Source organism: Geobacillus proteiniphilus, from assembly GCF_001908025.1.
GTDB lineage: Bacteria > Bacillota > Bacilli > Bacillales > Anoxybacillaceae > Geobacillus > Geobacillus proteiniphilus.
The window spans coordinates 13,819-26,519 of sequence record NZ_MQMG01000001.1; the positions used below are offsets into that span (position 1 = coordinate 13,819).

General features: G+C 48.3%; 19 protein-coding genes and 1 pseudogene. 4 read left to right on the plus strand and 16 right to left on the minus strand.

All coding sequences use genetic code 11. The annotated features are described in order from the left end of the window. Positions 1 to 19 precede the first annotated feature (19 nt). Both yqeH and BRO54_RS00075 read right to left on the minus strand, forming a co-directional pair. The gene (gene yqeH, locus BRO54_RS00070; protein WP_074042839.1) at positions 20 to 1,129 is read right to left on the minus strand and encodes a ribosome biogenesis GTPase YqeH; all 1,110 of its coding nucleotides are present in this window, start codon (positions 1,127 to 1,129) and stop codon (positions 20 to 22) included. A gap of 2 nt (positions 1,130 to 1,131) precedes the next feature. Beyond that, positions 1,132 to 1,647 (minus strand): YqeG family HAD IIIA-type phosphatase, encoded by a 516-nt coding sequence (locus BRO54_RS00075; RefSeq protein WP_074042838.1) that lies wholly within the window; start codon positions 1,645 to 1,647, stop codon positions 1,132 to 1,134. Between the two features lie 328 nt (positions 1,648 to 1,975). On the opposite strand from BRO54_RS00075, the gene sda reads away from it, so the two are divergent. Beyond that, positions 1,976 to 2,116 carry a sporulation histidine kinase inhibitor Sda gene (sda, locus tag BRO54_RS00080; protein ID WP_008879941.1) on the plus strand — a complete coding sequence of 47 codons (141 nt, stop codon included), beginning with the start codon at positions 1,976 to 1,978 and terminating at the stop codon, positions 2,114 to 2,116. 36 nt (positions 2,117 to 2,152) lie between these two features. On the opposite strand, the gene BRO54_RS00085 is transcribed toward sda, so the two are convergent. Further along, complete coding sequence (locus tag BRO54_RS00085) at positions 2,153 to 2,947, minus strand: phosphatidylserine decarboxylase (RefSeq protein WP_074042727.1); 795 nt, start codon at positions 2,945 to 2,947, stop codon at positions 2,153 to 2,155. 123 nt (positions 2,948 to 3,070) lie between these two features. Here BRO54_RS00085 and pssA point away from each other — a divergent pair, with 123 nt between their 5' ends. The 3 genes from pssA to motB all read left to right on the plus strand — a co-directional run bounded on the left by pssA (position 3,071) and on the right by motB (position 5,354). Beyond that, positions 3,071 to 3,610: a CDP-diacylglycerol--serine O-phosphatidyltransferase gene (gene pssA / locus BRO54_RS00090; protein WP_074042728.1), complete on the plus strand. Its 540-nt coding sequence runs from the start codon at positions 3,071 to 3,073 to the stop codon at positions 3,608 to 3,610. A 174-nt stretch (positions 3,611 to 3,784) separates the two neighbouring features. After that, the gene (gene motA, locus BRO54_RS00095) at positions 3,785 to 4,582 is read left to right on the plus strand and encodes a flagellar motor stator protein MotA (protein ID WP_074042729.1); all 798 of its coding nucleotides are present in this window, start codon (positions 3,785 to 3,787) and stop codon (positions 4,580 to 4,582) included. Further along, positions 4,575 to 5,354 carry a flagellar motor protein MotB gene (motB, locus tag BRO54_RS00100; RefSeq protein ID WP_074042730.1) on the plus strand — a complete coding sequence of 260 codons (780 nt, stop codon included), beginning with the start codon at positions 4,575 to 4,577 and terminating at the stop codon, positions 5,352 to 5,354. The genes motA and motB overlap by 8 nt, the downstream gene beginning before the upstream one ends. A gap of 134 nt (positions 5,355 to 5,488) precedes the next feature. On the opposite strand, the gene ytvI is transcribed toward motB, so the two are convergent. The 13 genes and pseudogenes from ytvI to BRO54_RS00165 all read right to left on the minus strand — a co-directional run bounded on the left by ytvI (position 5,489) and on the right by BRO54_RS00165 (position 12,617). Then, positions 5,489 to 6,514, minus strand: coding sequence for a sporulation integral membrane protein YtvI (ytvI, locus tag BRO54_RS00105; RefSeq protein WP_074042731.1), 1,026 nt, complete (start codon positions 6,512 to 6,514; stop codon positions 5,489 to 5,491). An 80-nt stretch (positions 6,515 to 6,594) separates the two neighbouring features. Next, a complete protein-coding gene (uptA, locus tag BRO54_RS00110) occupies positions 6,595 to 7,206 on the minus strand; it encodes an undecaprenyl phosphate transporter UptA (RefSeq protein WP_074042732.1) in 612 nt (203 codons plus the stop codon). Positions 7,207 to 7,313: 107 nt separating this feature from the next. Further along, positions 7,314 to 7,700, minus strand: a pseudogene (locus tag BRO54_RS00115) (sigma-70 family RNA polymerase sigma factor); the annotation flags it as partial. 28 nt (positions 7,701 to 7,728) lie between these two features. Then, on the minus strand, positions 7,729 to 9,222 hold the full coding sequence (locus BRO54_RS00120) for a recombinase family protein (protein WP_047752759.1): 1,494 nt from the start codon (positions 9,220 to 9,222) through the stop codon (positions 7,729 to 7,731). A 191-nt stretch (positions 9,223 to 9,413) separates the two neighbouring features. After that, positions 9,414 to 9,665: a hypothetical protein gene (locus BRO54_RS00130; RefSeq protein WP_025949280.1), complete on the minus strand. Its 252-nt coding sequence runs from the start codon at positions 9,663 to 9,665 to the stop codon at positions 9,414 to 9,416. Beyond that, positions 9,649 to 10,014, minus strand: coding sequence for a hypothetical protein (locus BRO54_RS00135; RefSeq protein ID WP_050437068.1), 366 nt, complete (start codon positions 10,012 to 10,014; stop codon positions 9,649 to 9,651). The genes BRO54_RS00130 and BRO54_RS00135 overlap by 17 nt, the downstream gene beginning before the upstream one ends. Further along, entirely contained in the window at positions 10,011 to 10,349 is a 339-nt protein-coding gene (locus BRO54_RS00140; RefSeq protein WP_025949282.1) for a hypothetical protein, read from the minus strand. The genes BRO54_RS00135 and BRO54_RS00140 overlap by 4 nt, the downstream gene beginning before the upstream one ends. Further along, a complete protein-coding gene (locus BRO54_RS00145) occupies positions 10,318 to 10,974 on the minus strand; it encodes an ATPase (RefSeq protein ID WP_074042733.1) in 657 nt (218 codons plus the stop codon). Before BRO54_RS00145 ends, BRO54_RS00140 begins: the two co-directional genes overlap by 32 nt. Next, positions 10,974 to 11,321 (minus strand): hypothetical protein, encoded by a 348-nt coding sequence (locus BRO54_RS00150; protein ID WP_074042734.1) that lies wholly within the window; start codon positions 11,319 to 11,321, stop codon positions 10,974 to 10,976. The genes BRO54_RS00145 and BRO54_RS00150 overlap by 1 nt, the downstream gene beginning before the upstream one ends. Continuing rightward, positions 11,321 to 11,719 (minus strand): hypothetical protein, encoded by a 399-nt coding sequence (locus BRO54_RS00155; protein ID WP_025949285.1) that lies wholly within the window; start codon positions 11,717 to 11,719, stop codon positions 11,321 to 11,323. Before BRO54_RS00155 ends, BRO54_RS00150 begins: the two co-directional genes overlap by 1 nt. Next, positions 11,719 to 11,862, minus strand: coding sequence for a hypothetical protein (locus tag BRO54_RS19935; RefSeq protein WP_167367361.1), 144 nt, complete (start codon positions 11,860 to 11,862; stop codon positions 11,719 to 11,721). Before BRO54_RS19935 ends, BRO54_RS00155 begins: the two co-directional genes overlap by 1 nt. Beyond that, entirely contained in the window at positions 11,856 to 12,137 is a 282-nt protein-coding gene (locus BRO54_RS00160; RefSeq protein WP_025949286.1) for a hypothetical protein, read from the minus strand. Before BRO54_RS00160 ends, BRO54_RS19935 begins: the two co-directional genes overlap by 7 nt. Before the next feature lie 6 nt (positions 12,138 to 12,143). Continuing rightward, positions 12,144 to 12,617 carry a hypothetical protein gene (locus tag BRO54_RS00165; RefSeq protein WP_033024102.1) on the minus strand — a complete coding sequence of 158 codons (474 nt, stop codon included), beginning with the start codon at positions 12,615 to 12,617 and terminating at the stop codon, positions 12,144 to 12,146. Positions 12,618 to 12,701 lie beyond the last annotated feature (84 nt).

A 12,701-nucleotide genomic window follows, 5' to 3' on the forward strand; every position in this document is an offset into this window, starting at 1 on the left:
CTCCCCCTCCCGCTTTCCATTAAATCAACGATTGACGGATAAATACGTCGACCCCTTTTGGAGCATGGACGACGAGCTGAGCACCCGGGTCGTTGCACGTCACCCAGCCGAGTCCGGAAAAGACGATGTCCGTCTTCCGCTCTTTGACCGACAGCGAGCGCGGCACAAGCGGCGGAAATTCAGCGGCATAGCGTTTGTTTGGCGGCGACAGCAAATCGCCAAGCTGATTGGCATAAAGGGAGTCGGCTTTTTCCAACTTCGTCCGATGAACCGTCAACTCATTGGCCATGTAGCAGACGAACGAGCGGCGCCCGCCTTTGATGTAATCGAGGCGGGCCAAGCCTCCGAAAAAGAGCGTCTGCCCTTCGTTGAGCTGATAAACACGCGGATGGATTTCCCGCTTCGGCGTAATGATCTTCAAATCGCGTGCATCAACAAAGTGCGCCATTTGGTGATGGTTGATGATCCCCGGCGTATCATACAGCGTCGCTCCACCCTCAAGCGGAATTTCGATCATATCGAGTGTCGTTCCCGGGAAATATGACGTGGTAATCACATTCCCTTTGCCGGTCGCCTCTTCAATGATCCGATTGATGAACGTCGACTTGCCGACATTCGTGCAGCCGACGACGTAGACATCACCGCCCTCACGGTAACGGTTGATCGCTTCCATCACCTTCGCCATGCCAATTCCTTTCGCCGCGCTGACAAGGCAGACGTCAACCGGACGCAGCCCGAGCTCTTCAGCCATGCGGCGCATCCAGCGCAGCAGCTTCGGATATTTGACCGACCTTGGCAATAAATCCGCCTTGTTGCCGACAAGCAAAATCGGATTCTCGGCCGCAAACCGCGGCAAACCAGGAATCCAGCTGCCGTTGAAATCAAAAATGTCGACGATGTTGACGACAAGCGCCTTCGATTCCCCGATGCGGTGCAGCATGTTTAAAAAGTCGCTGTCATCAAGCGGCACGTCTTGCACTTCGTTGTAATGTTTCAAGCGGAAGCAGCGCTGGCAAATGATTTCTTCCTCGTCTTTTTCGAGCACGCTTTTCGGCGCATAGCCCGCCTTTTTCGGATCGTCAAACTGAATGGCCGCTCCGCAGCCGATGCAACGCAGTTGTCGCTCCACGATCATTCCTCCCAGTAAATCATCCCTTTTTTGCGCATAACGTTTAAAATTTTCCGCTCTACTTTTCGATTGAAGCGCGTCCATAATCCGTCCGTCTGGGCGACCGGGACGACTAAAATCGTGTTGAGTCCAAGCCGGTTGCCCCCAAGCACATCGGTCAGCAACTGGTCGCCGATGACGACGACTTCCTCTTTCTTAAGCTCCATCATCTTTAATGCCTGCAAAAACGCGCGTGTCAGCGGTTTGCGCGCTTCAAAGATGAACGGGATGCCAAGCGGCTTAGCAAACGACTGCACGCGTTGTTTATTATTATTCGATACGATGACGACCTTAATGCCCGCCTGCTTCATCGCATCAAACCATGCGGCCAGCTCCGGGGTGGCGCTCGGCCGATTCCATTCGACGAGCGTGTTGTCCAGATCGGTGATAATCCCTTTGACCCCTTTTTTCTTCAGCTCATCGGGGGTAATGTCGATAACACGCTTGGCAAACTGGCTTGGCAAAAAGTAGTGAAGCATGCCGGACACCCGCCTTTCCATTTGCTTTTCCCATCATAGCGAATTTTATCGTTTGTTTCAAAACAAAGTTTGCCAATGATAAATAGAAAAAATTTTCGACAAATTTTGCACCTCTCCATCTTGTGGATAACTGTTGCCCACATTATACACAAGCTGGTTATCGCACTTTCACCACTTTATAAACATGTTTTCCACATGTTATCCACCATTTTCTGTGGATAATGGAACGGTTGTTCTCTTTCACAAATCATGGTACAGTGTAAGTAACCTACCATTATATGTATGACATGCTTGTCATATTCCATCCAAAAAAAGGAGGACACCCCCGATGAAACATCTGTCCGACGAGCTGTTGATCGAGTCGTACTTCAAGGCGAAAGAGCTCAACCTCAGCCCGGAATTCATCGAGTTGATTGAAAAAGAAATCCAGCGCCGTTCATTGACCCATAAAATTAAGCTGTCCTCATAAACGAAGGCCTTCGGGCTTTTTTTGTTTCCGAAAGCCTTAGCGTTCGTGCGCCTGGCACCAATAGCCGAGCCGCTCGCCGACTTTGATCGGCATGGGCGCAACAATGCGCGGGTCAGGTGCGAAGCTTCCTCGTTCAAACAGCAAGACGACCGTTGAACCGAACGAAAAATACGCCATTTCCTCTCCTTTGACAAGTTGCTCACCCTCATGGGTCAATTCGATGCTGTTGACGAACATGGCGCCGATTTTCACGATTGCCAAGCGCTTGCCGCCGGCTGTGACCTCGGTGATGAGGCGGTAATTTTTCTCCAGCGGCCGACGCCCATATTTTAAGCCGAGACGGTTGACCGGATACGACTTGCGGCCGAGCGCCCACTGCTTTTCGATCACCCCAGATATTGGGCTGTGGATTCGATGATAATGGCTCGGGCTTAAATACAGAATAAAAAAGAACCCGTTCACATATGGCTGAGCCGCTTCGACGCTGCCGAGCATTTCCGCAATGGAATACGGCTTTCCCTTGACAATCATTTCACAGTTTTCTCGAATCGTGCCCATGTCTTCAATGACAGCGTCGACCGGGCTGACGACCGTATGCTCATCAGCGTCGACCGGCCTCACCCCGGCCTTCAGCCGGCGGACGAACAGCTGCTGCAACGTCTTATAATTTTTTAGGCTTTTTTCCATTTCGTCTTGGTTAATATGATAAATTTTTGCATACGATGATATCAATAGCCCGCTGAGGCGCGATTTGGCAAACGAAGCGAGCAGCTTTGAAGAAAGCGAGTGATTGGTCAGCTCGATGAACAAACGATAAAGCCATTTTCGCAAGCACGTTCCCTCCAGTAGCGCAACATCGCCATTCGTTACTACCTTCCATATTACCGCCAAAATGAGTATAATGGTAGTAGAATTTTCTTTTGGCGTTTTCTGTTGGAAAAGGAGTGGGGAAACTTGTTCTTATCGGACTATTTAGATTATACGTTAAAAAAGCTGAAAGCAAACGTGGCAAACATTTTGACGATGACAAACTTGTCGCTTGGCGGCTTTTCCGTCCTGGCTACACTGAAAGGGCAGCTTCATATGAGCGTGCTGCTCGTTTTTTTAGCAGCGTTTGTCGATCGCTTTGACGGCGCTGTGGCGCGCAAGCTGAACATTGAATCCGAACTTGGCAAGCAACTCGATTCGATGAGCGACATCGTCTCCTTCGGCGTCGCTCCCGCCTTGCTGATGTACCAAGGCTTGTTCCACGAGTTCGGCGCGCCCGGCGCGGTATTCACCGTTTTGTACATCGCTTGCGGCGCCTTCCGCCTCGCCCGCTTTAACATCACAGAAAACAACGGCTACTTCGCGGGGCTGCCGATCACGGCCGCCGGGGTGCTGATGACGCTCGGCTATTTGGCCATCCCGTACTTCCCGCCGCAGTCGTTTATGTTTTTGGCGCTCATTTTATCGTTTTTAATGGTCGGCACGTTTAAGCTAAAAAAAATATGACGATCACCGGAGCTGCCCTTTCCGTCAGCCTAATGGAGCGGGCGGCTTTTTGCGTCTCATGTCACACCTTTTTCCCTTTTCAACCTCCTATATTCAGTATATGATAAATATGGTTTCTTTATAAAAACGCCCAATGGCGTAGATCGTTCGTATGGAAAAAGCGGGGGGATTCATTTGGACAAAACATCGGTCATCGGCATCATTCTTGGCGTCATTGCCGTCGGGTTGGGCATGTACTTTAAGGGCGTTTCGCCTGCTGTATTGATCAATCCGGCAGCTATCCTCATCATTCTCGTCGGGACGGCGGCAGCGGTCGTCATCGCCTTTCCGACGCAGGAAATTAAAAAAGTGCCAAAGCTGCTCAAAGTCATTTTCACGGAATCGGCGACGCCAACGGTCGAACAACTGATTCCGCTGTTTGTCGATTGGGCGAATATCGCCCGCCGCGAAGGGCTGCTGGCGCTCGAGGCGAAATTGGACGACATTGATGACCCGTTTTTGCGCAACGGGCTCAGCATGGCGATCGATGGGCAAACGCAAGAGTTCATCCGCGATGTGATGACAGAGGAAATCGCCGCCATGGAAGAACGCCACGAAGCGAATGCCGCGATTTTTTCCCAAGCGGGCACGTATGCGCCGACGCTCGGGGTGCTTGGCGCCGTCATCGGCCTGATTGCCGCGCTTGGCAATATGGAAAACATCGCCGAGCTCGGCAAGGCCATCAGCGCGGCTTTTGTCGCCACGATGCTCGGCATTTTCACCGGCTATGTGCTTTGGCATCCGTTTGCCAACAAACTGCGGCGGAAATCGAAGGAAGAGGCGCGCGTGCGCTACATTATGATTGAAGGGGTGCTGTCCATTTTGGAAGGACAAGCCCCGCGCATGATCGAACAAAAACTCGCTTCATACTTGCCGGAAAGCGAGCGGCGCCAATTAGTGACGCAACAAGAAGGAGAAACGGCCAATGGCTAAGAAAAAAAAGAGCGGGCATGACGAACACATGAGCGAATCGTGGCTGATTCCGTACGCGGATTTGCTGACGCTGCTGCTCGCCTTGTTCATCGTCTTGTTTGCGAGCAGCCAAATTGACCAAAAGAAGTTTCAAGAAATTGCGCGCGCCTTTAGCACCGCCTTTGCCGGCGGAACAGGCGTCCTTGACTTTCAAAGCCCGATCGAGCCGATCACTCCACCGGCCCAAGACGAAGAAGGATGGCATCAAGCAAAGCAGCCTTCTCCAGCCGTAAGCGGAAAGGAAAAAGAAGAATTAGGGCAAATCAAAGCGAAAATCGACAGCTACATCCGCGACAACAAGCTGACGGGAAAACTGCAGACTTCCTTGACAGACGAAGGGCTCGCCATTACGATTGTAGATGATATTTTATTCGACTCCGGCAGCGCCGAAGTGCGCATGAAAGACCGGCGTCTGGCGGCGGAAATCTCCGCTTTGCTCGTCATGAACCCGCCGCGCAATGTCATTATCAGCGGCCATACGGACAACGTGCCGATCCATAACGAGAAATTTGCTTCCAACTGGGAGCTAAGCGTCATGCGCGCCGTCAATTTCACGAAAGTGCTGCTTGAAAACAAGCAGCTCGACCCACGCTATTTCAGCGCCAAAGGGTATGGCGAATACAAGCCGATCGCCTCCAACGCCACCGCTGCCGGGCGGATGAAAAACCGGCGTGTCGAAATTTTGATTTTGCCGCACACCGACGTCAACGATTCGTCCACATCCACTCAGTGACCGCCGCGCCTTCAGCGGGCGGTTTTTCTTTAGCCGCCGTCTTGCCAAAACGCCCTTGCCCATGTCCAAACGGAAAAACCGGCGGTTCGCCGGTTTTTCCCCCTTCATCCGTGAAGACCCTTGCCCGAAAAAAATCAAAGCTTGATCGTCCATTTAATGACCCCAGCTTTAGCAAGCGCCTCAATCAAAATGACAACGACCGGCCCGACGAACAACCCGATAAAGCCAAGCAGCTGAAATCCCAGATAGACGCTGACGAGCGCGGCGAGCGGGGAAATGCCCAAATTGGTGGAAAACACTTTCGGCTCGATGATCCGGCGCACGACGGTAATGACGACAAACAACACGATCAGACCGATGCCGAGCACATTGTTTCCATTTATGATGCTGATGCCCCCCCACGGAACAAGCACCGAGCCGGTCCCTAAAATCGGCAAAATATCCACAATGACAATGACAAGCGCCATCAGCGCGGCATAATCGACACCGAGCAGCAGCAAACCGGCTAACGCAAGAAAGAACGTAATCAAACTAAGCAAAAACTGCGCTTTTAAAAAACCGATCCCCGCTTTGCTCAGTTGGGCGACGACCATCCCAAGCCGCTGTTCGGTCCGTTCGGACAAGTAGCGGCGCATGCCGTGCTTCAGCCGCGGCAAATCGAGGCAGATGAGAAACAGCGCGATCAAATACACTAAAAAATGAATCAAAAACGCCGGAATGGCGGCAATATAATGGACAAGCGACTGCGTCAAATTGGTCGCAAACGACAAAAGCATTTGCTCGACGGTATTTACGCCACGTTCAAGCGAATCGATGATTTCCTGTGGAATGGAGCTGGAATACGACTGCCACGTTTGAATGAGGCGGTCGAGCACTTTCGTCGTTTCGCTTAAGAAGTAAGGCAGTTTTTGCGAGAGCGCCATCACTTGCTGTACAAAAATAACGACTAGAAAGTAAAGGGAAAGCCCCAGAATGATGATAAACAATGAAAAAATCGCCGTGACGGCGTGCGCGCGCTTCAGCTTATAGTTTTCTTGCAATCGGCGGATGGACGGCTCGAGCAAAAGCGCAGTCGCAAGTGCGAAGAGAAGCGGCACGCTGTATGGCACAAGCCATAGCCCCACAGCGAATAGCAACGCAATCATAATCCAACGTTTCACGTTCGTCCCTCATTTTTCATAAAAATTTAGCCAAAAGATGGTTCATGTATAAATATAGCCGACAGCATGCGGACGGGCAACTATTTTATGCGCTCGTTTTCATCTGCAGCGCGACGCCGCCATTGCCAAACGATGTAAATCACCGCCACCGCCACCGCCGCTGCGATAGCCGGTCGGACATATGGCGCCGCCATCTCGTCAATTTGCCGCCATCGTTGGCCAAGCTGCTCTCCCAACCAAATAAACAAGATGGACCACGGGATGATAGCCAACACCGTGTAAATCGTAAACGGCAACCACTTCATCCGAGCGATGCCGGCCGGGATCGAAATCGCATGGCGGACGACGGGAATAAACCGGGCGCTGAAAATGACGCCGGGGCCAAATTTCGCAAACCAGCGTTCCGCCACATCCAAATGTTTTTTCTGGATCAATACATATTTCCCATACTGATCTAGAAACGGTCGTCCACCATAGTAGCCCATCCAATACAAAAACAGTTGCGCCACCGTGCCGCCTACTGTTCCGGCTGCCACGGCCCCAGCAAATGAGACATCCCCCCGTGCTACCAAATAACCGGCATAAGCCAACACGATCTCGCTCGGGATAACTTCCACCATCAAGGCGAGAGCGATGCCGGCATAGCCTAAACTGGTCAAAAATGAAAACATGGATTGAATGACTTCGTGCACCGTTTTTCCCCCTTGTCTTTCGCTTCCTTGTCCATTTTTTCATTATACTATACGTTCCTTGCAAACAAAATGGAAAAGCGGGTCGCTGCACCAGCAACCCGCTTTTGTTATGACCGCCGTTTTTCTTTTTCCTGCCGATAAAACTCGTGAAACATTTTCATTAATGCCCGTTTTTCAATGCGCGAGACGTAGCTTCTTGAGATGCCGAGCTCTTTAGCGATTTCACGCTGCGTTTTTTCCCGCTGCCGGCCGAGGCCAAAGCGATTGATGATCACCTCTTTTTCCCGCTCATCAAGCACGCTGATATATTGTTTGACTTGTTCGAGCTCCATGTTCAAGTGGATTTCATCGACGATGTCTTGGCCTTCGGCTTTTAAAATATCAAGCAGGCTGATTTCGTTTCCTTCTTTGTCCTGGCCGATTGGCTCATGCAGTGAAACGTCTTTGCGCGTTTTTTTTAATGAACGCAGGTGCATCAGGATTTCGTTTTTAATGTCATTAGTGTGCGGAAATAAATGTAAATCAAAACAAAATAATTTCAATATCATCTTTGTCAAGTACACGAATTTCTTTGATCGCTTTGCGCACTATTGCTTGCTTTGTCTCAAAGCTTAATTCATCTTTATGCCGCATGAAAAAGTCTATCGCTTCACGTAATATATGCTCGCTAGGTTTTGTATCTTGCAGTGCCCTTAATTGTTGTTCCAACTGAGCGTATTGCTCTGTTAAATCCTTCTCCCGCTGTTGCAGACGACGGATTTCCTCTTTGATTTCCTCTAAGTCAATATCGTCGGATATTGTCACAAGGTTTAACAGGCGTTTACGCCCTTTCCTGGCCCGTTCAATTTCTTTCGCCAGCCTGTCGAGCTCTGCTTTTTCAAAGTTGCCATCTGTTCTCTCAGGCTGGAAATCGTGTAACCGATCGGGATTGTTGAATATGTCCATTAAATGAGACCATACAACTTTTTCAATTTCGTCCGCTCTAACAGTCATCCCGCAGCCCCTGTACTTAGCGCCTGCTGTGTTCTTTATGTCCGTATACTCGCGATAATACTTCCCCCAATTCTTCGTATATCGCCCTGTCATCGTATTGCCGCACTGGGCGCAACGCAATAAGCCGGACAGCAAGTATTTATGCTTGGTCGTTTTAGCATATCGGCGCCTGGACTGTTCTAACAGGATTTGCGCTCTCCTGAACTGTTCCTCCGTAACGATCGCAGGCACATCGACATAAATCCATTCCTCTTTTGGGCGCAACGTCATGGGCACTTTCTGATCCTTGCGATACCGGTTTGCAATCATTCCCTCCGTATTCCACTTGTTTTGCGGCCTTTTCCCCATATACGTTTCATTCATCAGGATTTGCCGCACCACTTGACGATGCCAGACTGTTTTACCTGTTTTCGTTGGCACTTTTTTCTCCGTCAGGTAATGAGCAATCCCATTGATCCCTTTAAAACGATCCTGGCCGATAAAACTGTCGAAAATAAATCGGACAATTTCTGCTTCTTCTTCGTTTATCACAAGTTGGCCCGTTTGTTTATCATAATCGTAGCCATAAATCTTATCATCTTTGACAATCTTGCCTTCTTTCGCTTTTCGTAACCTGCCTGCCATTGTTCGCTCTCTGATCTTAGCCTTTTCGAACTCGGCGATAGCTCCCCTGAGTGAAAAAAACAGCTTGCCTTCAGGCGTATTTTCGTACTCTCCGTTCACAAAAATGAGTTCAACGTTATTTTTGCGCAGCTCATCGTCAATGAGCAACTGATGCATAAGATTTCGCGCTAAGCGATCGGGATCATAAACGATAACGGCCTCAATAAGCCCTTTCCTTACATCATCCCGCAGCTTTTCAAGCCCTGGGCGCTCTAAAAATTCCCCGGAGTAGCCTTCATCCGTATATATCAGCACTTGGTCTGTTCCTGCTTTTTTCTTGGCCTCATCAATCTGGTGAGCGATCGAATACCCCTTTTGAGCTGATTCCTCCGTCGATACTCTTGCGTAGATCGCCTTCATCTTTTTGGGCTAGCTCCCTTCTTAACATGTATATCTTTATTAAATAATGATAGCAGTCCTTAATTGCCTTGTCAGTATGCTCCCCATATATGATGCGGACGCGCATACGCATACCCCCTCTTGCTGAAGGATATGCGCTTATCGTTTGTACAAATGACCAAACAAAAAAACAGATAACATGTCCACACATGCTACCTGTTGTCAGGTCTGATTTCATGTATATGCTCCTTTGTTGCTATTCTTTCGTTAATTATTGCTTTCATCAAATGTTTCGTCTCCCCTAAAAATTCGCCGATAAACAGACCAGTTAGTAAGCACGTTGCAAACATGCCTTCCATTACATCGGGGAATAAATACGGAACAATGATATAGCTCAGTGCAATGCCACATAAGGCCATAACTAGGCTTAGCCAAAAATCCAGTTGTTTAAATAGTTTCAGCATATGCATGCCGCCCTCCCTCTAATCGAGCAGCTATTTTTTCAAACGCCTGCAAAATATCACTGGCATCAATCTTCTCACGCCCGGCCTCCTGCTTAATGATCGTGGTGTACGAATATATGAATGACGCCAGCATTTCTTTCTGTTCATCTGAAAATTCTATATCACACAGCTTCTTAGTATCATCGACAACACGTCCAAGCAGGTCAATGATCGAATCGTAACAAGCAAGCTGTCTTTTTGCCTCAAAAAAACTATAATTTCGTTTCAATGCCTTTTTGATTTCTTTGCGCATTATCCCCATGTGAATCAATAACATGCCTACTTCCGTATTTGTCAATTGAATCTTCATGATTTCTCCCCTTTTTTTATTTCGTCGAGATATTCTTGTAACTTGCGACGTTCAGACTCTGTCAGCTCATTAGGACGCATCATAAAAAAGGAGTTTCGTCCGATCCTAATGCGCCTATCAGCAAACTGCTTTACTCGTTCCCAGTGCATACAGGCGGACGGAAGTAAAATATAGCCCATGCGATTTACGATGTCTTGCGCGATTTCAAGCTGTTTGAAAAAATAGAATTTCTGTGTGATTTTCGCGAACTTCACAACCGGTATCGACGGAAAATGATACAACAATGTACGCGGATCTTTATCTTTATAGTGCTCCGGCACCAGTGAGTAGTTCACGGGCAGCCCTCCTTACGGTTTGACGCGATTTCTCATGTATTTCCTCAAGAGTCCTGAAAAATTCGTTCCCTTCTCGTTCGGTAGACGGCAACGGAAACCCTAGCACCATTGTGTCTGTGTCATATAGTCCGAGTTTAAATATTTTCTTCGCCTTCCACATCGGCAAAAACTGTTTATGCATAAATTCACCTGTCTGATAATCCGTAAAATGGATTGCAAAACCGCGGTCGCCAATCTTTCGGACATTAATCAAAACCTCGACGATCTGCCGGATGCGACTGTCCACGTTGTTGATTGACGGCGAGCAATATATTTGTACGCTCTTCATTTTTCGCGTAAACATCATAACTTCTGTGGCGATCGTCGCGCCGTATTTTGACCATTTGCGATTTGAAAACGCCATTTGCGCTTCATCCCAGCAACAAATGCTTCCCTGTGCTTCGGCCACTTTGTACCAATCAGTGTAATGCTCAAGAGGCATCGAGTCCTTAAGACCGTAGTTCGAAAACAACTGAATATCTCCGCCAAGCGCACGTACCTTCTCGCGCCAGTGATGCGCTAGAATGGACATTATTAGCGTCTTACCGGCCCCTAATGGCCCCTGAATGAAGAAATGATGAGCCATTAACGCTTGCCCCCCCTCTCCGCCCCGTTTGGAGCGACAATGACCGGCTTTGGCGGTTTCGGAATAAGCGCTTCGATCGTGTCGATATAGTATTGCGGATCAGCGACAAGCACTTTTCCTTGCATGATAAAGTTGATAATTTCACGATACGGATCGCTTTTTCCGTGTAAATATTCATTTTTCGATAGGCTTTCAAGTAATAAAATAGCCTTGATCTGCCATTCCTGCAGCTCTTGCGCTTTTGTCGTCATTTCTTCGAGGACTTGTTTGACGTCCGATATGTGCTGCACTTGTGGAAACAAGTCATCGGAAATGACGTTTTGTAGCTTTTCGGCATTGCTTTGCATCATGATCCTCCCCCACAGCTGGAAATGCCAACGATAATAAATGCAAAGAACACTAATCCAAATAAAAGGATTTTCGTCATATCAAGCTGGTTCGGTTCCGGAGGACGATATGAAGTAATTTGCCGAAGAACAATACTTTTTTCCAGTTCCGCCAATCGTTGAGTTTCCTGCACCGACCGCGACGGCGCGCGATAGAAAAAGTGTCGTCCCTCAGGTCCAGTCGTAATCTCACAGTCATGTATTGGCACTTTATATTTGCCTGTCACATACACTGCCCCGTCGCGAATGTCATCAATACGCTGTATATCACTCGTTTTTTGTTCATGGTCAAACACAATCAGGATGTCGTTTGTTTCTGGAAAAAACTCGTCCTTTTCCTTTTTCTTTAGCAATCCCATTAGATTACCGCCCTTCTCTGTTGTTTCTTCAAGGTTTTTCTATTTGAAAACTGAACGATTTTCCACCCTAAAAAGGCAACAACACCAATGCCGGACGCCGCCCCAGCGCCAAGCGTAAACATATAGAAAAATGCATCTACCACCACTTTACACCCTCTTTCAAACTATAATAGAGACGCATGACTGATCGGAAAATCAGCAGCGATCCTAAGATCACAACGGATGCCAACGCTGACGACACGACAAGTTGCCAAGCTGTCGGCATATCGCCAAACACGGCGAGATATTTGCCGACATTTAAACCCTGAGCGGTTATTTGCCCAACTGCGCGTAGCTTTTCTATGCCCATATCTAAAAATGTGATAGGAGGATTAAAGATTTTATCAATGAAACCATGTATCGAATCTTTAATGTTCATAGTGAATTACTCCCCTCCTACCCGAATGGACGATAGCAATTTAATCGCCGCAACGGCGGTAAACATCCATAGAATGAAAAGCAATATATACGCGATCGGCTCAAGTTTCAATGGCTGCATCGCGGTGAAAATTTTTCCGAGCATGTCTGAATAGCCATTTCCACTTCCACCGCGCGGAACATATACAAGGCTGGCAAGCGTTTTTGCAAAACCGACGAACAATGAAACAATCATTTTCGCCAGCTCGAAAAACAGCAAAAACAGCTTTACAGCTAGAACGCCGATTTTATACAAAAAGTACAGCAGCCCGTCAATCAACGCGTAAATGACTTCAAAAAACCCGACGATTAAATCAATAAGCCCCTGAAACAGCTTTTTTAACAGCCGCCCTATCCACTTTATGACTGACCATATGACATCAAAGAGCTTCCCAAACGCATCGCCGAGTATGCCTGCTAATACTAACGGCACAAAAATCATCGTTATCACTTGCTTATCACCTGCGAATCAGACTATATAACAGCCCAATCAGTTTTTCACCGAACATTGCTACTGCGAAAATAA